General features: G+C 56.4%; 19 protein-coding genes. 8 read left to right on the forward strand and 11 right to left on the reverse strand.

Annotation, left to right across the window (positions count from 1 at the left end):
- Positions 1–221 precede the first annotated feature (221 nt).
- Positions 222–1,070 (forward strand): hypothetical protein, encoded by an 849-nt coding sequence (locus tag RBB63_RS05115; protein ID WP_309381757.1) that lies wholly within the window; start codon positions 222–224, stop codon positions 1,068–1,070.
- On the opposite strand, the gene RBB63_RS05120 is transcribed toward RBB63_RS05115, so the two are convergent.
- From RBB63_RS05120 to RBB63_RS05130, 3 genes are all read right to left on the reverse strand, one after another.
- Positions 1,063–1,566 carry an NUDIX domain-containing protein gene (locus tag RBB63_RS05120; RefSeq protein ID WP_309381759.1) on the reverse strand — a complete coding sequence of 168 codons (504 nt, stop codon included), beginning with the start codon at positions 1,564–1,566 and terminating at the stop codon, positions 1,063–1,065. The two genes, RBB63_RS05115 and RBB63_RS05120, sit on opposite strands and share 8 nt — an antisense overlap.
- An 81-nt stretch (positions 1,567–1,647) precedes the next feature.
- The gene (locus RBB63_RS05125) at positions 1,648–3,084 is read right to left on the reverse strand and encodes a UTP--glucose-1-phosphate uridylyltransferase (protein WP_309381761.1); all 1,437 of its coding nucleotides are present in this window, start codon (positions 3,082–3,084) and stop codon (positions 1,648–1,650) included.
- 174 nt (positions 3,085–3,258) lie between these two features.
- Entirely contained in the window at positions 3,259–3,951 is a 693-nt protein-coding gene (locus tag RBB63_RS05130) for a metal-dependent hydrolase (RefSeq protein ID WP_309381762.1), read from the reverse strand.
- 112 nt (positions 3,952–4,063) lie between these two features.
- On the opposite strand from RBB63_RS05130, the gene RBB63_RS05135 reads away from it, so the two are divergent.
- Entirely contained in the window at positions 4,064–4,651 is a 588-nt protein-coding gene (locus RBB63_RS05135; RefSeq protein ID WP_343219121.1) for a thioredoxin family protein, read from the forward strand.
- Between the two features lie 14 nt (positions 4,652–4,665).
- Here RBB63_RS05135 and RBB63_RS05140 read toward each other — a convergent pair whose 3' ends face one another.
- Positions 4,666–5,166, reverse strand: a complete 501-nt coding sequence (locus RBB63_RS05140) for a cupin domain-containing protein (protein ID WP_309381766.1) — start codon at positions 5,164–5,166, stop codon at positions 4,666–4,668.
- A gap of 120 nt (positions 5,167–5,286) precedes the next feature.
- Here RBB63_RS05140 and rpsP point away from each other — a divergent pair, with 120 nt between their 5' ends.
- The 6 genes from rpsP (at position 5,287) to RBB63_RS05170 (ending at position 8,557) form a co-directional block, all read left to right on the forward strand.
- Positions 5,287–5,556 (forward strand): 30S ribosomal protein S16, encoded by a 270-nt coding sequence (gene rpsP, locus RBB63_RS05145; RefSeq protein ID WP_309381768.1) that lies wholly within the window; start codon positions 5,287–5,289, stop codon positions 5,554–5,556.
- 140 nt (positions 5,557–5,696) lie between these two features.
- The gene (locus tag RBB63_RS05150; protein WP_309381770.1) at positions 5,697–6,080 is read left to right on the forward strand and encodes a hypothetical protein; all 384 of its coding nucleotides are present in this window, start codon (positions 5,697–5,699) and stop codon (positions 6,078–6,080) included.
- A 75-nt stretch (positions 6,081–6,155) separates the two neighbouring features.
- On the forward strand, positions 6,156–6,848 hold the full coding sequence (trmD, locus tag RBB63_RS05155) for a tRNA (guanosine(37)-N1)-methyltransferase TrmD (protein ID WP_309381772.1): 693 nt from the start codon (positions 6,156–6,158) through the stop codon (positions 6,846–6,848).
- A 14-nt stretch (positions 6,849–6,862) separates the two neighbouring features.
- On the forward strand, positions 6,863–7,234 hold the full coding sequence (rplS, locus tag RBB63_RS05160; protein ID WP_309381774.1) for a 50S ribosomal protein L19: 372 nt from the start codon (positions 6,863–6,865) through the stop codon (positions 7,232–7,234).
- A gap of 21 nt (positions 7,235–7,255) precedes the next feature.
- Entirely contained in the window at positions 7,256–7,756 is a 501-nt protein-coding gene (gene rplI / locus RBB63_RS05165; protein WP_309381776.1) for a 50S ribosomal protein L9, read from the forward strand.
- 210 nt (positions 7,757–7,966) lie between these two features.
- Positions 7,967–8,557 (forward strand): hypothetical protein, encoded by a 591-nt coding sequence (locus RBB63_RS05170; RefSeq protein WP_309381778.1) that lies wholly within the window; start codon positions 7,967–7,969, stop codon positions 8,555–8,557.
- A gap of 331 nt (positions 8,558–8,888) precedes the next feature.
- Here the strand turns inward: RBB63_RS05170 and RBB63_RS05175 are convergent, their stop codons facing one another.
- The 7 genes from RBB63_RS05175 to RBB63_RS05205 all read right to left on the reverse strand — a co-directional run bounded on the left by RBB63_RS05175 (position 8,889) and on the right by RBB63_RS05205 (position 18,701).
- Entirely contained in the window at positions 8,889–11,096 is a 2,208-nt protein-coding gene (locus RBB63_RS05175) for a protein-disulfide reductase DsbD family protein (RefSeq protein ID WP_309381780.1), read from the reverse strand.
- A 96-nt stretch (positions 11,097–11,192) separates the two neighbouring features.
- Positions 11,193–11,627, reverse strand: coding sequence for a hypothetical protein (locus tag RBB63_RS05180; RefSeq protein ID WP_309381782.1), 435 nt, complete (start codon positions 11,625–11,627; stop codon positions 11,193–11,195).
- Between the two features lie 878 nt (positions 11,628–12,505).
- Complete coding sequence (locus RBB63_RS05185; RefSeq protein ID WP_309381784.1) at positions 12,506–13,438, reverse strand: UDP-glucuronic acid decarboxylase family protein; 933 nt, start codon at positions 13,436–13,438, stop codon at positions 12,506–12,508.
- Between the two features lie 26 nt (positions 13,439–13,464).
- A complete protein-coding gene (galE, locus tag RBB63_RS05190) occupies positions 13,465–14,454 on the reverse strand; it encodes a UDP-glucose 4-epimerase GalE (protein ID WP_309381786.1) in 990 nt (329 codons plus the stop codon).
- Positions 14,455–14,572: 118 nt separating this feature from the next.
- The gene (locus RBB63_RS05195) at positions 14,573–15,517 is read right to left on the reverse strand and encodes a sensor histidine kinase (protein ID WP_309381788.1); all 945 of its coding nucleotides are present in this window, start codon (positions 15,515–15,517) and stop codon (positions 14,573–14,575) included.
- Positions 15,518–15,621: 104 nt separating this feature from the next.
- Positions 15,622–17,511, reverse strand: coding sequence for a polysaccharide biosynthesis protein (locus RBB63_RS05200; RefSeq protein WP_309381790.1), 1,890 nt, complete (start codon positions 17,509–17,511; stop codon positions 15,622–15,624).
- Positions 17,512–17,573: 62 nt separating this feature from the next.
- Positions 17,574–18,701, reverse strand: coding sequence for an aminotransferase class I/II-fold pyridoxal phosphate-dependent enzyme (locus RBB63_RS05205; RefSeq protein WP_309381791.1), 1,128 nt, complete (start codon positions 18,699–18,701; stop codon positions 17,574–17,576).
- Positions 18,702–18,742: the final 41 nt, after the last annotated feature.

An 18,742-nucleotide genomic window follows, 5' to 3' on the forward strand; every position in this document is an offset into this window, starting at 1 on the left:
TGGCATTTCAATCACGGGCTTCCAGCCCGCTCAATCAAAGCCGCCTTGCGCTGCATCCAATCTCTACCCCACCTGATTCGGCCAATCTAGATGAAAAGTGCTCCAGAGATTGTCTGAAGGCTGATATTTTATCCCGCTTCGCGTGTTACATTGTTGACTCAAAGGCGTGGGTTACAAGCTTGGTGCCTGTGGCAGTTCGTTACAAAAAAAGACGCTCACGCATGCCCCTCTTTCTGGCGGCGGCGTTCATGTTGCTTATCCTCGCTGTCGGGGCTATCTGGTTGATGAATCAATGGAAACCGGAGGACACCGTCACCGAGGCTGCGTTGCTCGATGTGGAGCCAGAACCCGATGCCGAGACTCTGGAGTTGATCCAATACGACAACGCCCCCCGCGACTTGCAGGAGCTCATTGACCGCTACGGCGCAGCGCAGGGCGGCCCGGATAAAATTGACCAAATCCGCAGCCTCCGACTAAAAGGGGTAATCCACCAAAATGACGAGGAACTCGAATTCCAGCAAATCAAACGCGTTCCCAGCAGCAGCCGCTTCAGCATTGCAACAAACGATCTGGAGCTCGTGACCTACACCAATGGCGTTGAAGCCTGGCGCCAATACGGCGGCCATCCCGAAAACTATCGGGTAACCGGCGATGAACGCGACAGTGTGATCCGCGATTCTATCATCATCAGCCCGATCTGGATTTACCGGGATGATCCCAATGTCGTCTCGCGCATGTCTGATGAAATGCTCGATGGCGTCGTTTACCACCGTGTCAAAGTCATCCTTCCCGGCCAACGGGAAGCCGTCTATTGGATCGACCCCGAGACCTATGTCGAAAAGCAGATCGTGACGACCAACGCCGACGGCAAGCAGAACGTGACTCAATTCAAAGACTACCGTAAACTCGGTTGGCTCACGATTCCCTACGAGATTGATTTCACAGTCGACGACAAAGTCATTTCCAAAATCGAACTGGAGAAAGCAGAGCTCAACATCGGCGTTTTCGAGTCGTATTTTGACCCGCCGGAGATGGTCGGGGACTGGCCGCCCCAATCAGGCGCTAATTAATGTCCCCAAGGTAAATCGGATCGACCGACAAGGCGCCTTCACGGATAAATTCCAGTATCTTGCGCGGATAAAAATTCGCCTTAGGCAGGTCCTCCAGCGGAAGCCACTCAATGCCAATCTGGTTCTTGTCGCCGTTGGTGCTCAGGTCGATGGTCACGCCCTCGGGAAGGCGACAGAAGAACACAACCTCCAACTGATGGAAGTGCTTGTGCTTACTGGCAAACGAATGGTTCCGCCCAATGTATTCGCGCACATAGGCGACCGTGCCGACGATCGGCTCGATGCCGATCTCTTCCCGGCACTCACGCATGAGTGACGTCACCAGGGTTTCCCCGTGCTGCTGCCCTCCCCCCGGCAAGATGTAGAAGACCTCCTTTTCGCGAGGACGCTTCATCTTGATCGCCAACAGCTTGCCATCCTCAATGATCAACGCGCGCGATGCGCTGCGCACATTGCGGGAGTTGTACGGGAAGATGTTGTCGCCGGCTGGAGGCATAAGCGATACAGTTCTATGCTTGGCTCGCTGGCTGGCAAGCGTGGATTCCGCCAGCGGCGCAAGCACTCAAGAAAACACGACTTAGGCGTCCAGGATCGCGCCTTCCTTGATCTTGGGCTTCGGGTTGAGCGACTGCCAGCGGTTGACGAATGCCTCCACGCTGTCGGCGAACTTCGGCGTGATTTCAAACGTAATGCTGGGCAAGCCCTTTTCGTCCGTTTCAATGTCCACACCAGCGGCCTTGGCCCAGGCGGCAAACTCCGCCAATTGGGCTTCCTTACAGGTCTGCGGGGAGTCAAGGCCCTCCGCGTTTTTGACCGGGGCAAAATCTTCTTCACGCGCCGTTTCAATGATCACCGGATTCTTGGCGAATGGCAGTGCGTCGAACACAAACATTTCAAACTTCACGCCATTGGGCGTCTCCGGCTTAAAGGGTTCGCCGTTCTCATCCAACGTGGCGACTTTCTTATCGGCGCGGTGGAAAGGCAGCGCGGCGTCGGGGTTGTCCCCCCCCATGCTCTCCACAAATGCCCGATCCAGCACGTGGATCGCGATAGAGCCCGCGATGTAGCGCAGCTCGCCTTTTTCGTTGGTCTGCTCAACGAGCTCATCCGGCATGTCACTGTATTCCACGACGACCGTGCGCCCGTGCTGCTTACAGAAGTGGCCGACTTTTTCCTTCGGGTACGCCTTGGGCAGCATCTTGGAAGACATCTCGCTCCCGACCTGGATGTGGAAGCCGATCAATGCCGGATCGAGGAATTTAACCAGCGGATTGTCCACCTGGAAGTAGGAAATGATGTCGATGCCGGCTTCCTTCATTTTGGCCGTCGCGCCGCTGCGAACCAGGGCGCGTAGGGAGCCGCCATGGCCGTCCGGGCTCATCGCGATCTCATCTTTGTTGGCCAGGATGATCTTGCCCTCCAAATCAACGGCGGGCATCAACCCCTGCTTGAAAAAGCTTACGGTGTCCGAGCCGAGGCCGAAAAAGTCGTTTTCCTCAAAAAATGCGACGGTGGCCTCGTGGTTGAGGTTACTCGTCATCAGGAACCACGGAATGTCGGCGCCATAGCGCGCGCGGGCCGCAAAAATCTTTTCCGCGAATACTTGAAACAGCGTGGCCTCGCGAATCGGCGTCACCGGATAAGTGCCCTTGGGCCCGTCGTATCCCAGGCGCGTTCCCTGGCCGCCCGCCACGGTAAAGGCCGCGACCCGACCGGCTTCCAGCGCCGCCACGCCCTGCATGCGGGCTTTATGCCACTGCTGCGGATCGCCGCCGCGCTCGGGGCGGGGGATGTAAGGCGCGGGGCTCAAATCGCTCAAATCCACACCATGCGCATTGCCACCGAGGACGAGGGTCTCGTTCAGACGGGCGATTTCCTGCAGGTCGATCAACCCGGCTTGCTCGACGAGTGCGGCCTTGCCGGCGTCATCCAAGTCATCCCAATAACGGAACACCTGGCCTTGTCCGGCCTGCTTGAAAGATTCGATGAGGCTATCAGCGGTGGCGGTTTTCATAAACCCCGAAGCTAAAACCTCACGCGCGCCAAGGGCAAGTGAAACGTCACCCGAAACTTTGTCTAAATGGTTAGCGCATTTTCACTTTGCATTGCCGGACCAAGCCGCAGCGACCTTCAAGAATGCAGTTGGCGAGGCGTGCCGCCTTAAGCGGAAAGATAAAAAGAGGCCGCGCTAAAATTCGACCACGTCGCCGCATTCCATAATGCAGACTTCGACGCCCGTAGAGGCAGCATTGTCGGCAAACGCCTCCGGATTCTGGTCGATCATGCCCGGAAAGGTATTGTAGTGCATGGGCACCACGTAGCGCGGGCGAAGGAGCTCACAAGCAGTGACGGCGTCGTCCGGCCCCATGGTGAAACGGTCGCCAATCGGGAGCATCGCCAGCTCGATGTCAAACTTGTCGCCGATGAGCTTCATGTCGCCGAACAGGCCCGTGTCGCCAGCGTGGTAAAAGCTTTTCCGCTCGGCCGTGACCACGATGCCAGCAGGTTGCCCCATGTAAATCGGCAGGCCGTTCTCGTCCGGATAACTGGAGCTGTGGTAGGCAAAGGTGAAGCTCACACGACCAAAGGGGAAGTCCACGCCGCCCCCCGGATTCAACGGGCTGATCTTCACGCCGTGCTTGGCGTTGAGAAAGCTCGCGAGTTCGAAATTGGCAATAATCGTCGCGTCATTGGCCAAGGCGATTTCCACCGCATCGCCCACGTGGTCCTGGTGCCCATGCGAGAGCAAAATGAAGTCGCACTTCACGTCCGCTGGAGCGACGTTGCACTTTTCATTGCCCGACAAAAATGGATCAAACAACAGTTTAGCGCCCGCTACTTCCAGCAGGCACGCAGAATGGCCAAGGTATTGAAGTTTCATCGCATGGCGATGTATCACGGAAAAACCCATTGCGCAATGATGGATTCCACCACGGTTTTAAAACGCTCGTTTTGAATTGATTTGCCGGACCAGATCCCTACGATCATTCCTAATGGCAGCGGTAAATTCTACTATGCTCCCCTTGGGAACCCCCGCCCCGGAATTCGCGTTACCCGACGCGGATGGGAACACCGTTTCCCTGGGGCAGTTCGACGGCGCCTCGGCTTACCTCATTGCGTTCATCTGCAATCACTGCCCTTACGTTTTCCACATTCGCCGCGATTTCGCGCGCCTGGCCGACGAATACCACGACCGCGGAGTCGCCGTAATCGCCATCAACGCCAACGACGTGGAGAGCTATCCGGATGACAGCCCGGAAAAAATGAAGTCCCAGATCTTCGAAGCCGGTTACACCTTCCCCTACCTTTTTGACGAATCGCAGGAAGTCGCCAAAGCCTATCGCGCCGCCTGCACGCCAGACTTTTATGTCTTCAACCGCGACCGCTACCTCTGCTATCGCGGCCAGTTTGACGACTCTCGCCCCGGCAACGGCATTTTCGTGACCGGCAGCGACCTGCGCACCGCCTTGGACGCCACCCTCGAGGGCGAACGTATCGTCGACGACGTGCAAAAGCCGTCCATCGGCTGCAACATCAAGTGGAAGCCCGGCAACGAACCGGACTACTTCGCACAAGCTTAGCCTCTGCTGCGCCGCTATCGCGAAAGCTTTAAAATGGCGTCCCGCCACTCTGGATATTCTTCGACCAACGTGTCTGGATCGCCAAGGGCAAAGTCGTCCCAAATAAATTCCGGCGTGACCACCACCGACATGAAGGCGAAACCGTAATACGCGGTGTCATCTGACAAACGCGCACCCTGCCAAACGCCGCGCGGCACAATCGACATTGGCGCATGACCGCAGTCGAAATCATTACCCAGCGTGATCTTTTCGCCGCTCCCATCAGGGTAGAGCAACAGCTGCTCCATCGGGTCGCCCGCGTGCCAGTGAAAAGTCTCGGTGGAGCGGATCAGCCGGTGCATGGCTGAGTAACCCTCGGCCGTGATCAAGTAGTAGATCATCGATGATAAAGCGCCAGGCGGGCCCTTGACTCCACTCGGGATTTGCGCATCGTCGGTATAAATGCGGCGAAACCAGCCGCCCTCATGAGGCAAAGGCTCAAGCCCAAAATTCTGAATGATCGATTCAGCGTCCATGAGAGAAAATACAGTAGTTTTGAATTAAATGCGGCTTGACAGGGGTGGCGGCAACCTATTTTTTCCTCTGTTTTCCATTTAATCCAGCACTCGAAAACACTTTTCAGTCCTCATTTAATCATGGCACTCAAAATCCGACTCCAGCGTCACGGCGCCACCCACAATCCGGTCTACCGCATCGTGGTTGCTGAAGCGAGCAACCGTCGCGACGGCCGTCACAACGAAGTTCTTGGCAACTACAACCCCTGCGCACGCGGGAACGACGCCGAATTGAAGATCAACCTCGAGCGCGTTGACTACTGGGTCAGCGTTGGCGCCAAGGCGACCGACACTGCACGCAGCCTGATCAACCGCGCCCGTCGCGCAGAAGCCGCCGCCGTCGAAGCCTAAGCTTCGATTGCATCAGACTTCCTGTCCTGCATTTCGGCCCCGGCGTTCGCGCCGGGGTTTTTTGTTGGCAAGAGAGGGCTAGACGTTGTTTTAAAACCGCAGAGAACGCGGAGGACGCAGAGACCGCCAGATAAATAACTATGCACACGAGCTTAAAGGATCTGAAATCCGTCGCTCAGCTCGTTGTGCTGGGGCTAATAACGATAGCCAGTTGCATCTTCGTCTTTGATTTTGCAAAAACAATTCTTTGGATCAAGTCTTTTAACGAGACCCCTCTAATCGATTTAATCATGCAGCCAAAATTTATGGTCTGGGAACCAATGGATGGCATCGTGGGCGCAGAACCAGGATTCGCGACCATGCTTTTCTCGGGTCCACCTGAAGGCACAGCTCCAATCATTTCTTTCCCGACATACTACTTGGCGCTAGCGGCATGCCTCTTCATCGCTTGTTTTTGTATATCAATCTGTCCAAATGGCAGTAATCTCCTTAACAGCGCTCAAGAAAAGAAACTTCATCACTGATCCAATCCAACAGCTCTGCGCTCTCCGCGTCCTCTGCGGTTAAAAAAATCGTTCCATCCAGCCACCAATCCACCCATGCGCTTCGACCTAATCACCCTTTTCCCTCGCATGGCCGAGGGCTACTTGCAGGAAAGCATGCTCGGGCAGGCCGCCAAGAAAGGCCTGCTGGAGGTTGGCGTGCACGATTTACGCGATTGGTCCCAAAATAAGCACAAAACCGCCGACGATCGCCCATTTGGCGGGGGCGCGGGGATGCTGCTGTCGCCCGAGCCGCTCTTTCTGTCGATAGAAGAGGTCGCCACGCCGGGCGCGGAGGTCATTTATCTATGCCCCGACGGCGAGCAGCTCAACACGCCGCTGGTGAAGGAACTCGCTCAGAAAGAACACCTTGTGCTCGTGAGCGGCCACTACGAGGGTATCGACCAGCGGGTCCGCGACACGCTGATCACGCGGGAGGTCTCCATCGGCGATTACGTGCTGACCAACGGCACCCTGCCGGCCTGTGTTTTGATCGATTGCGTGGCCCGTTATGTGCCCGGCGTTTTAGGTGAAGAAAAATCCTTGACGCAGGACTCCTTTCACGACACTTTCCTCGGTTTTCCTCAATTCACGCGTCCAGCTGAGTACCGCGGAATGAAAGTTCCCGAAGTCTTGCTTAGTGGCGACCATGCGAAAATCGCAGCGTGGAGGCAGGAACAAAGCTATTTAAAAACCAAAGAACGCCGGCCCGACCTGTTGGAAAACTCCGACACCGAAGGCCACCAGTAATTCCAACACCAGTCATGCAAGCCACACTTGAAGAAGTCACCTCGGACCAACTCGACTCCAGCCGCCTCAATTTCAAGGTAGGTGACGGCGTGCGCGTCCACACCCGCGTTCGCGAAGGCGACAAGGAACGTATCCAGATTTTCGCTGGCATCGTTATCGCCCGCAAGGGTTCCGGCATCCGTGAAACCTTCACGGTCCGCCGCATCAGCTTCGGCGAAGGCGTCGAAAAGGTATTCCCGATTCACAGCCCGAACATCGACCAGATCGAAGTCGACCGTGAGTCCATCACCCGCAAGGCTCGCCTCTACTACCTGCGTGAGCGCATTGGTAAGAAGGCTACCGAGGTTAAGGAAAAGCGCCTCATCGAAGCCGGCCGCAAGAAGTAACCCCCGAGACGCAATTTACCAATGAACCAAGACGTTTTACTCCTCGAGCCCGTCGAGAACCTCGGCCACGAAGGCGACCAAGTCTCCGTTAAGGCTGGTTACGCCCGCAACTTCCTGCTGCCGCGCAAGCTGGCCCTCCCGGTCAACCGCGCCAACAAGAAGCACATCGAAGCCCTCCAGGCCCGCAAGGAAGCCCGCCTCAAGCAAGAGCGCGAGCACGCTGAGCAAGTCCTCGCCCGCCTCGAAACCGTCTCCATCGCCATCGCCGTGAAGACCGGCGAAGGCGGCAAGATGTTCGGCTCCGTCACTTCCCAAGACCTCGTTGACCGCCTCAAGGAAGACGGCATCGAAGTCGAGCGCAAGCAGCTCAACCTCCACACTCCGGTTAAGACTCTCGGCAAGCACACCACCAAGGTGAAGCTTCACCCCGAAGTCTCCTACGAACTCGAATGGGAAGTCGTTTCCGAAAACCCGATCGAGGAAGTTGCCGAAGAAGGCGCCGAGGAAAAGACCGAAGCCTAAGCTTCCGCTTAAATCCTTTCAAAATTGCCGTCTGGAGTCATCCGGGCGGTTTTTTTGCGCCTAGCCGGAAGCGCTTAATCTATAGTTAACATTAGATATGCTACAATAGCGTTCCATTAATCGACCTCCCGCCATCTCAGGGCCACCATGCGACTCCGGCCAACAGGGACATCGATTTAACGCCAAGCACCCCAACCAAACCAGCCAACCATGAGTGAGAACACTACCATCAGCGAAATGCGTCAACGGCTCATCGACCAATCCCTTCATGATCAGTGGTGGTTGGCCACGGACGGCGTCACTCAGCCCGAGCCGATTACCCTGCTGGCCATCGAGTCCGCATTTCGCAGCAGCCCGCGTTGCAAATATCAGCTCTGCCACGCCCAGGATGACGCCGCCAACCCCGATAATTGGCGCAAACTGACACTCCCCTCGCCTCCCCGTCGCAAAATGCTCTCCCGCGGTCATGTCACCGTCTTTCGTGGAGGCATCGGCCATGAAGCGGACACAAAGTCCGTCACCCCATTTCCACAAAACCTGTCGAAGGCTCTGGAAAAACACCAAACCATTCCCACGCAGCTCCATCAGCTCGCGGAAATGGTGGAGTCACTCCACCAGACGATGCAGCACCTGCTCCAGTCCAGCGAGCGGGCACAGCAGTTTGACGAGCGCGAACGCAATCTGCGTGAAATGGAAGACCTGATCTGCGATAAAGCGAAAGAGCTTGAGGAAGAGCGAGTCGAACTCCAGCAATTGCGTGACGAGCTGAAACGCCAAAGCTTCCGCGTCGGCTCAGCCTAATCTTCAGCAACATCAGTGTTATCAGCTAACGAGATTTGCCAGCCATAAAAAAATAGAGGCCCCCCTCTCCCAAGGGGGACCTCCCGCCATCTCTACTGTGTTATCATTCCGTCGGGCTTGCGCCCGAGAAAATTCTCTCTGATGTGAGGATATATCGTCAGTTAGCTCAATAGCTTTAGAGCTGATAGTGACTTTTTTTCAAAATTTGTTTCAACGAGGCTAATTAAACGAACGTTTTGAAGCATGAAGCTAAAGTTTTACTTTTGCACGCATAAAAATGACTTTTTCCCCTAACTTCGATACGGGAACCACATCAGAAAATCTGATCAAATTAAACGCCTTCAGGGCCAATCTCGGCCAATGCAGCACGCACATTAGCGTCGGTTAGCAGCTCTGGCAAAATCACTGGCTTCTCGCGACCAGGGATATATAAAATATTAAAAGGCACTGCGCTGCGATCAAATTCGGACAAGGCGCGGGCAATCTCCGCATTGTGGTCCGTCCAATCCGCCTTCAACGTGGCGACATTGTATTTCTGGAATTCCCGCACGAGGTCCAAGTCGTTGTAGACACGCTTGTTGACTTGGCAGGTTGCGCACCAGCGCGCCGTGAAGTCAATATAGACGGGCCGCCCTTCGGCGAGTAAATCCTGCACCGCTTCCGGCGACCACTTTTCCCAGACCAGGAAGTCCAGTTGCTCGCCGGATTCCTTAGCCTGCTCAATCAGCGCCGCCCGACGCTCGTCTTCGCTGATCTTCGACCACGCAAACGCCAGCGGACCACAAATAAGCAGTAACGCCGCCGCAGTCGCCGTCCACCTCACGGCCTTGGACTTGAGCAGTGTGCCCCAGCGCCCAAAAATCCAGCAGCCCATCGCCGCCAGCACCAGGCCGAACAGCACCGCCAGCAACGTGTAAGGCTCCACCTGATCGGCCAGCACCCACACCAGCGCCGCCACCGTGGCATACAGCAGAAACGCCATCCCTTGCTTAAACGTTTCCATCCAGGCGCCCGGTTTGGGCAGTTTGCGCGTCAGTTGCGGGAAGAACGAAAAGAGCAAATAGGGGAACGCCAGGCCCAGCCCGATCACCGTTAGCAGCACTTCACGCTGCACAAAGGAGGTTTTCACCAAGGCCCCCAGCACGGGCGCCAGAAACGGCGCGGCGCACGGCGCGCCAACCGCCACGGCAAACAGCCCCGAGCAAAATGTGCCCACCAGCCCGGCGCGCGAACTCCACTGCGATCCCAGGCCGACCGCCGAAACGCCGAATTCAAACAGACCGCTCAAACTCAGGCTGAAAACAAACACCAGCACGATGAGGAACGTCACAAACTTAGGCGTCAGCCAGGAGGCCCAACCGCCTGCAATGTCACCCGAGCTCATAAACGTCTGATGCACTGGCTCAAACAACAGCCCAATCGCCCAAAAGCTCACCAGCACGCCCAGCGTGTAGACGAGGCCATGGACAATCACTTTGCGGTGCGACTCGCCCGCCTGGCTCACAAAGCCCATCACCTTCAGCCCGATCACCGGGAACACGCAGGGCATCAGGTTTAAAATCATGCCGCCAATGAACGCCAACGGGATCAGCCCAACCCATGAGGCGCCGCCCTCTCCTGCGGTCGGCGTCGATTCACCGCTCGTCGGCGCAGCATCACCGCTTGGCTCAGCCACCGGCGCACTGCCAGCGCTCAGTGTCGGGTCAACCGACAGGCCAATGACGCCACCATCGGGCAGCCAGCCATTCGCCGCGCGGATGACGCCTGGCAGGGTCGTGGGTTGATCTCCGCCAAAAAATTCACTCTCCGTCAGGCTAATCTTGATGACGCCATCCGCGTCGCGCTGAACGGTCTGCTCTGACGCCGGATCGATGTAGGCGTTGACGGAGAAAAAGATCAGTTCGCCCGGGTCAACCCCTGCTGCAGCGGCCTTGGGCGTCAGGGTTAAAGTCACCACATCGCCACTCTGTGAAGCCGTGGCGGCCCAGGCGTCGGGCATTGGCTGCGGCCAACGTTTTTCACGCGTTTCGTCAAGTTGCGGCGCCCACTCGGTCAGTTCCGGGGACATCTTGGAGATCGGCAAATCCAACGCCAGATCCACGCCGCCCGGCACGCACATTTTGTCATCACATTCCAGCCAATCAGCCCGCGCCTTCAGCGCCAAAGTCCGACCGGCGAGATCTGGCGAGAGCGAAACTTTCATCATCAGGAACACCTCGTCCTCGTAGACGTAATTCATGATGCCTTCCTGGCTGAAAACCTTGGGCGTCGGCCAATGAATTTCACCGATCTCCACCCCCGTCGGCAAATCCTGCCAGGTAACCGTAGTCTTGATGCCCGCGTCACCCGGGTTTTCCCAGTATGTGTGCCAATGCGGGTCCATTTTCATCCGCAGCGCCACCCAAAAAGTCGCTCCTGGCTGCACGCTCGAGACATAGGAAACCAGCTCGGCCTCCACATGCTGACTCCGCTGCGGGGCCGCCGCCAGCGCTACAACTCCCACCAGCCAGAGGGCTAAAATACGCAAATTTTTTTTCATGAATCAGTTACGTCGCATCCTGCTAGAAATCCTGACACGGACCTTAGCCAATTGTTCGACGTTTGTCTAATCCAATGGCCACAATGCGCTCAGACCTTATTCCACAAACTGGATCGCCATACCGCGGAAAATCGAGCGCGAGCGCACGGTGTCCTGATAAATGACGCCCCAGTCCGTGATGTAAGTCGGCGAACTCCAGGTGTCGATGGTCGTCTGCGGGTCCATGATGATGACGCCATCCGCGCCGACCTCCGCCGCCTTCGCCCGGAAATGCTGAAACAACGCCTCCTCGTCAGGCACGCTCTGATAGGTCGGGATGCTGATCACGCCAAGCTCCCGGTAGCGTTTTTCCGGCCGCTGCACCAGAAACAGCGTCACCTCTTGCGGGCTAATCGGCCCACGCGCAGCCATTTGCTGCGCCAATTCCTCGCCAGCTGGCGTCTCAGGGTTATTCAACGGCGCATAGTAGACATTATAAGTGCAACCAGTGAGCCCGAGCATCCCGATGAAAAGCATAAGGCAACGAATCATCCCGCTAAGCTAGCGCATTTTCAGCGAGATGCGAACCGAATTCGAAGTCGAAGTCGTTGATTCCCAACATGGGTTAATAGTCAGAGCCATTCACTAATAAAATGCTCGGGCGTTCACTTTTTAGTTGTGAGCGCATCTTCCATGATTAGTATTCAATCGATCACCTAAGCAAGCAAAGGAAATCTCCCAATTACAGCTCCTGAAGGTTGCGCGGATCGTCTCGATCCGCAGTTACATCCTGTTGGTAAACCGGTGGGGCAACGTAATGCGGATCGAGACGATCCGCGCAACCCTTGCCACTCCAATTCTACACCAATTATAACCACCATGCACCACTCTCCCCATCATCACTCCCACCCGCCATAGCGACCGCCGCTGAGGTATCCCAGTCGACGCCATGCGAGGCCATTCGGACCGCGCGCGCCGCAACGCCATGCAAACGGGCCCATTCGTCAACTGATTGGTGTAAAGAGTCAGTTGAACGACGCCCAAGCTCTGTGTGAATCCGTTGAGCGCGCGACGTCCTATGCCAGCCTGGTCAGCGCCGCGTCGACGTGTCGCAGGCAACCCCTGAGTCGCCTGCACCCCCACCTGCGCCGAATCCCGGCGAACGGGCGGGAATTTTTATGTTCTTTGAAAAGAAAAATCCGGGCCGGAGCCCCCCCCTCCCCGGCGCGAGCGCCGGGAAATTAAAAATTAAAGTGAGCAAATTAAAGTTCAGGCAGGAACTTAAACATGACATGAAATTACCGGGTGGAGCAAATGCAGGCCCTCGTAACCGTCATGCCAACTCTAGCAGAGGAACGATATGCCATATAAAAAGGCCCGGCAATTCAGCCGAGCCCTTCTCTTTAATTTTTAATTTGCTCACTTTAATCTCACTTCGACAGCAAGCTGTCGAAGTAAGGAATCGTCTTCTTCAAGCCTTCTTCGAGCGGGACAGTGGGCTCCCAGCCGAGGTACTGCTTGGCCAGAGTGATGTCCGGCTGGCGCTGCTTGGGATCGTCCGACGGCAGTGGCTTGTAGACGATCTTCGACTTGCCGCCAACGAGCTCGACGACCTTTTCGGCCAACTGCTTGATGGTGAACTCGCCCGGGTTGCCGATGTTAATCGGGCCCGTAATGCCGTCCTTGTTCATGAGGCGCATCATGCCCTCGATGTTGTCGTCCACATAGCAGAAGGAACGCGTCTGCGAACCATCTCCATAGATGGTGATGTCCTCGCCGCGCAGAGCCTGGCAGATAAAATTAGAAACCACACGGCCGTCCTGCGGGTCCATGCGAGGGCCATAGGTGTTGAAAATCCGCATCACGCGGATGTCCACGCGGTTCTGTCGGTGATAATCAAAGAAGAGGGTTTCGGCGCAGCGCTTGCCCTCGTCATAGCAGGAGCGAATGCCGATCGGGTTGACATTGCCCCAATAAGTTTCGGGCTGCGGGTGCACGCTGGGGTCACCATAAATCTCCGAAGTGGAGGCCTGGAGCACACGGGCATTGACGCGCTTGGCGAGGCCGAGGCAATTGATCGCCCCCATGACGGAGGTCTTGATCGTCTTGATCGCGTTGTATTGGTAATGCACGGGCGAAGCCGGGCAAGCCAGGTTGTAGATCTGGTCAACCTCGGCCTTGAAGGGATCGACCACATCGTGGCGCATGAACTCGAACTGGTGGGAGTCCAGCAAGTGGTCGATGTTCTTTTTGCGGCCCGTAAAGCAGTTATCCAAACAGATAACGCTGTGGCCTTCGGCAATCAGTCGTTCGCAAAGGTGGCTGCCTAGAAACCCGGCGCCACCGGTAACAAGAACTCGCATAGTAGTCAGTATTGAGGATTGAAAATTTAGTCGCCGTAGCCGTCTGGATGCGCGGAATGCCACTGCCAAGCGGTTTCCACGATCTTGTCAATGGAGTCAAACTCGACCTTCCAGCCAAGTTCTGTCTGGGCCTTGGTGGAGTCGGCAAAAAGCGCGGGCGGGTCGCCCGGACGACGCACATCTTCCACGACTGGAACGGTCTTGCCCGTAACGCGCTCCACCGCAGAAATAACTTCACGGACCGAGTTCGGCGTGCCTGTTCCCAGGTTATAAAAGAAGGATTGCCCCGGCTCGCTCAGTTTGTCGAAGACGGCAATGTGCGCGCGGGAAAGGTCGTCTACGTGGACATAGTCGCGCAGGCAAGTGCCATCGGGCGTATCGTAGTCCGTGCCGAAAATCTTGATATTCTCGCGCTTGCCAACGGCTGCGTCGATAATGAGCGGGATCAGGTGGGTTTCCGGCTGGTGATCTTCACCAATAGAGCCATCCACCGAAGCGCCAGCGGCATTGAAGTAGCGGAACGCGGCAAAAGACAACCCGTAGGCATGACTCAGCGCCTTGAGAATATTCTCCACATCAAGCTTCGTCTGGCCATAAGGATTAATCGGCGCCTGCGGCAAGTCCTCGGTCATTGGCAAACGCTCAGGCACGCCATAGGTCGCGCAAGTCGAGGAGAAGACAAACTTCTTCACACCGGCTTCATGCATCGCCTCCAGCAGATGCAGTGTCGCGACAACGTTGTTCTCGTAATACTTGAAGGGCTCGGTAACGGACTCGCCTACGTAGCAGTATGCGGCGAAGTGCATGACCAGCTCAATGGACTCGTCCTTGAGCACTTTGCCTACAAACGCTTTGTCGCCAAGGTCGCCCTCGTAGAACGGAACTTCGGGAGTCAGCGCCCCCTTGTGTCCGTAGACCAGGTTGTCCAACACAACTGGTTTATGCCCCGCCGCAATGAGCTGGCGGACGCAGTGACTGCCAATGTAACCAGCGCCTCCTACGACCAAAACTTTCATAAGTCGCTAGTGAATGCCAAACACTCCAGCCCAAGGCAACCCCAAAGGCTGAGTGGCGCCGGATTGACGCGACTAACCGTGAGGATATTAGGAAAACTCACCTGTATGGCGTCAGGCCTCATTCACCTTCAGAGGAGCACTTTTTGGGAAACGTCATTTCGAACTTCGCGCCACCGAGGTTCGAGGCCAAGCAGACGATCTCGCCATCGTGCAGGTGCATCGCGGCGCGCGCCGAAGCCAGCCCCAAGCCAGCTCCTTCCGGGTGTTGCGAATAGTAAGGAGCAAAAATGCTCTCGCGCTCACTCGCGGGCACGCCTGGCCCGTCGTCCTCCACCGTCACGCAGACTGTATCCGCCAACTCGGTAATGCGAATCAGCACCCGGGAACCCTCCCCAGCATGCCGCGCGACATTGGTCAGCAAATTAAGCAGCACCTGGAAGTATAGATGCCGGTTCAGTGGAACGATGCAGTCCCCCTTGGATTGACATTCAATGTTGAGCCGGGACACCGGGTGATCGTGGTCTAAAAAGTGAATCACGCGCTCGGATTCGTTCTTCAGACAGCGCGGCTTCAGCTCTCCTGGCTGATCCGCCCGCCCGCCCCGGACCAAGCGCTGATTAAGGGCCATTAGCTCGTCCAGCGACTCACTGACAGTATTGAGGATGGATAACATCCGCTGGGGGTCGACGCCGCGGCCAAGGATATCCACCGACATGCGCACTGCGGTGAGCAGGTTATTGGCGTCATGCCCGATAGCGCTGGCCAACAACCCGGATGACGCGCGACGGTCAAGCACCTCGATGGAGCGGCGCTGTTTTTCGATTTCCTCATATTGCCGGGCAATCAACGACATCAGGTAACGGCTCACCAAGAAAAGGAACACGCCGGTAATGAAGATGAATATAAGCCCTTTGGCTAATTCGACCTCCGCCATGCCTGAATCCTCATGAAAGGCATTGGCCACCAGCAGCGTGGAAATCACCAGATACAAGCTCGCCAGAACGATATAACCACCTGCCAATATCAGCCCAAGTCGGGTTGGACTGCGTTTGCTTTTTGGCACTGTAGTGGCGTCTTCTATGCGCTTAAGGAAACTAGCCCAAGTTTAGTTTTCAACTGTAATATTAATAATTGAGCGCTTAGGGCATCTGCGACATAGAAAAATGCTCAAACCTTCTCTGGATCATGCACTTCACGCCCATCACTGTAGAGATATTCGGGGAGTATGTCCAGGACTGCAGAGCGGATTTGCTCTGAATCGTTCATTGAGGCCAAGTCCTTAATCTGGGCAAGCAGCCTTGCTGCTTCCTCAGCGGAAAGTGGAGCGGCTGTCAGCCGGTAAACTTTGGGGTGGGTGGTCGTTTCATGAATCTCCGCATCGTAGCTGAGTTCTTCGAAAAGTTTTTCGCCTGGGCGCAGGCCAATAATTTCGATGGTGATATCCCTGCCGGGCTCCAACCCACGCATTTCGATCATCAGGCGCGCGACCTCCATCACCTTCAAAGGCTTTCCCATATCGAGCATGAAGATCTCGCCGCCACTGCCCTGCGTGGCGCTTTGCAGCACCAGCCCAACCGCTTCAGGAATGGACATGAAATAGCGGGTCACATCCTGATGAGTGACCGTCACCGGCCCGCCCCCGGCAATCTGCCGGTCAAAGATCGGGGCCACACTGCCCGACGACCCAATCACATTGCCAAAACGCACCGCCACAAAGGCCGGCCCGCCATTGCCCCGAGGCCGCGACTGCAACAATTGCTCGGCAAGGCGTTTGGAAGCGCCCATCAAACTCGAAGGGTTAATCGCCTTATCCGTGGAAATGAAGACCATCCGCTCAGCGCCATAGCTCGTCGCCAAGTCCGCCAAATCGTTCGTCGCGAGGGTGTTTGTCCGGAAGCCCTCAGCGGGAAAAAGCTCCATCATCGGCACGTGCTTCAAAGCAGCGGAGTGGAAGATAATCTCCGGTCGCTCAGCCTTGAAAATGGCTTCCATGGTCGCCTCATCTCGAACATCCGCCAAGACAGGAAAGACCAAATGCCCATTGTCCTCCTGCCGCAGCCTTTGCTCGATCTGAAACAGCGCAACTTCGGAGTTATCCAGAATCAGGAGTTTGCTGGGGCCCATGGCCAAAATCTGGCGCGCTAACTCGCTGCCAATGCTGCCCCCGGAGCCGGTTACCAACACACGTTTGTTGCCCAGCAACCGGTGAATGCGAGGCAGGTCAATTTCCAGCGAATTGCGCCCCAACACGTCGTCTAGCCCAACGGGGCGAATCGCATCCACCCGCAAGACGCCATTGGGCATTTCCTGCACGCTGGGCACGATGTAAAGCGGCACGTGCAAGCGACGGCATTTCCAGACCAAATCCCGTATCTGCTCCGCAGGCAGCTCTGGATCCGTGATGATGATGCGGTTCGGGTCAAAGCGGCGACATATCTGCTCTAATTGCGCAATCCCCCCACCCACCGGCACGCCTTGCCAATGCTGACCGCTCAGCAGTTTCCGGCGACTGCTGATCAACCCGACAACCCGCATGCCAAAACCACGATGACTACGGGTCTGCTCAATCAGTTGATACGATAAAAAGCCCGTGCCAACCAGCACCACACGTGACGCTTGCACCGGCAGCTCAGCCAAGTTTCCGGTCAGGATTTGCCGCAGGCTCGTGGACAAAGCCATGATAAAGCTCAACGATACAAAAAGAAGCAGCCCGTTGATTAAGATGACCGAGCGCGGAGCCGTTTTATCGCCCGAAAAGATAAACCATAGATAGAGCAAAAAGCAGCTCAACAGGCCTATGGACAAGGTAATGCGCATGAAGTCCCACCAGCGAAAACGAGCCACCAGCGGAGAAAACAAGCCAAAGGCGTAAAAGACAATGTACTCCAGCGGCAAAATCCACTGCATCGTCTCCCACATGCGTGACTGCCAGTTGACTGGCTCCACTGGTAGACTAAACTCGAAACGAATCTGATAGGCTAGAAAGAGCGAAAAAGCGCTGGCTACCAGGATCGAAGCCCAGTGGATGAGTCGGGTTCTGCGGATTCCGCGTTTCATTAAATATCCAATCGAGAAAAAGTATTTCTAGCTCACAGGCAATGTCGTTTCCAACTTCAGCATCAGAGGCCCAGACAACGACCGGCCACAGCGATCACGCGATCCTGCTGTTCAGCGGTCATGCCACCGCCACTGGGCAGGCAAACACCGGTCTCATAAAGCCGGTCCGCCACACTGCCGCCAATAACCTCGAATTCCGCGCAGACCGGCTGCCGATGCATTGGGCGCCACACCGGGCGCGCTTCAATGTTTTCCGCTTCCAGCGCGTCGATTAAGTCACTGGCAGTGCAATGCGCACGCTCCTCTAGCGTCAAACAGGTCAACCAACGATTACAGCGTCCCCAGGGAGCCTCTGGCATGAATGACACGCCATCAACCGCTCCCAACGCTTCCAGATACCGATTAAAGATTGCACGACGCCGGGCAATGATGGCTTCCAGCCGGGACAGCTGGCCTAACCCCAGGCCCGCCAGTAGATTACTCATGCGGTAATTGTAGCCAATTTCGTGATGCAGGTATTCCCGAACCGGCGCACGCGCCTGAGTCGCCAAATGACGGGCATGGGCCGCGATTTTCTCGTCGTTGGTCAACAATGCCCCGCCACCAGACGTTGTCACCAGCTTATTGCCGTTAAAAGACAGAACGGCAGCTTGGCCAATCGAGCCAGCGCCACGCTCACCGTGGGTCGCGCCGAGCGCCTCGGATGCATCCACCACTAGAGTGACGCCATATTCACCACACAGCTTTTCAATCGCATCGTAATCCGCACACTGCCCATAGACATCCACGACCTGTACGGCCTTCGGCAAATGCCCGGAAGCGGCGTCGCGCTTCAGCGCTTCGGCAAGCAGGCCAGGGTCCATCTGCCAACTCCTCGATTCGCAATCGATGAATACCGGTGTGGCCCCGCAGTAGCGGATCGCATTCACAGAAGCCACAAAAGTAAGCGTCGAGCAGTAGACACGGTCGCCGGGCGTCACCCCGCACTCCAAAAGCGCTAGGTGCAGCGCGGCGGTTCCCGAAGCAAGCGCTACGGCATGCCCTGCTCCGGTGATGCGGCACAACGCCTCCTCGAACTCCGTCAAATGCGGCCCCATTGGCGCAACCCAGCCGGAATCGAACGCAGCCAGCAGCGCGTCACGCTCAATCGAAGTCATGTCTGGGGCAGAGAGGTATATGCGATCACTCATGGGAGAGGTAAAAGTTACGGTTGAAAGTTTGGAACCCATGG

Origin of the sequence: Cerasicoccus frondis, assembly GCA_031296915.1 — a bacterium.
Lineage (GTDB): Bacteria > Verrucomicrobiota > Verrucomicrobiia > Opitutales > Cerasicoccaceae > Cerasicoccus > Cerasicoccus frondis.

Excerpts from the sequence above, each read along its gene's own strand:
- RBB63_RS05200 (WP_309381790.1), bottom strand. The coding sequence starts at position 17,511 with ATGAAACGCGGAATCCGCAGAACCCGACTCATCCACTGGGCTTCGATC.
- rplS (WP_309381774.1), top strand. The coding sequence starts at position 6,863 with ATGCAAGCCACACTTGAAGAAGTCACCTCGGACCAACTCGACTCCAGC.
- RBB63_RS05185 (WP_309381784.1), bottom strand. The coding sequence starts at position 13,438 with ATGCGAGTTCTTGTTACCGGTGGCGCCGGGTTTCTAGGCAGCCACCTT.
- RBB63_RS05205 (WP_309381791.1), bottom strand. The coding sequence starts at position 18,701 with ATGAGTGATCGCATATACCTCTCTGCCCCAGACATGACTTCGATTGAG.
- RBB63_RS05150 (WP_309381770.1), top strand. The coding sequence starts at position 5,697 with ATGCACACGAGCTTAAAGGATCTGAAATCCGTCGCTCAGCTCGTTGTG.
- RBB63_RS05180 (WP_309381782.1), bottom strand. The coding sequence starts at position 11,627 with ATGATTCGTTGCCTTATGCTTTTCATCGGGATGCTCGGGCTCACTGGT.
- RBB63_RS05115 (WP_309381757.1), top strand. The coding sequence starts at position 222 with ATGCCCCTCTTTCTGGCGGCGGCGTTCATGTTGCTTATCCTCGCTGTC.
- galE (WP_309381786.1), bottom strand. The coding sequence starts at position 14,454 with ATGAAAGTTTTGGTCGTAGGAGGCGCTGGTTACATTGGCAGTCACTGC.
- RBB63_RS05140 (WP_309381766.1), bottom strand. The coding sequence starts at position 5,166 with ATGGACGCTGAATCGATCATTCAGAATTTTGGGCTTGAGCCTTTGCCT.
- RBB63_RS05175 (WP_309381780.1), bottom strand. The coding sequence starts at position 11,096 with ATGAAAAAAAATTTGCGTATTTTAGCCCTCTGGCTGGTGGGAGTTGTA.
- RBB63_RS05135 (WP_343219121.1), top strand. The coding sequence starts at position 4,064 with ATGGCAGCGGTAAATTCTACTATGCTCCCCTTGGGAACCCCCGCCCCG.
- RBB63_RS05130 (WP_309381762.1), bottom strand. The coding sequence starts at position 3,951 with ATGAAACTTCAATACCTTGGCCATTCTGCGTGCCTGCTGGAAGTAGCG.
- RBB63_RS05120 (WP_309381759.1), bottom strand. The coding sequence starts at position 1,566 with ATGCCTCCAGCCGGCGACAACATCTTCCCGTACAACTCCCGCAATGTG.
- rplI (WP_309381776.1), top strand. The coding sequence starts at position 7,256 with ATGAACCAAGACGTTTTACTCCTCGAGCCCGTCGAGAACCTCGGCCAC.
- RBB63_RS05170 (WP_309381778.1), top strand. The coding sequence starts at position 7,967 with ATGAGTGAGAACACTACCATCAGCGAAATGCGTCAACGGCTCATCGAC.
- rpsP (WP_309381768.1), top strand. The coding sequence starts at position 5,287 with ATGGCACTCAAAATCCGACTCCAGCGTCACGGCGCCACCCACAATCCG.
- RBB63_RS05125 (WP_309381761.1), bottom strand. The coding sequence starts at position 3,084 with ATGAAAACCGCCACCGCTGATAGCCTCATCGAATCTTTCAAGCAGGCC.
- trmD (WP_309381772.1), top strand. The coding sequence starts at position 6,156 with ATGCGCTTCGACCTAATCACCCTTTTCCCTCGCATGGCCGAGGGCTAC.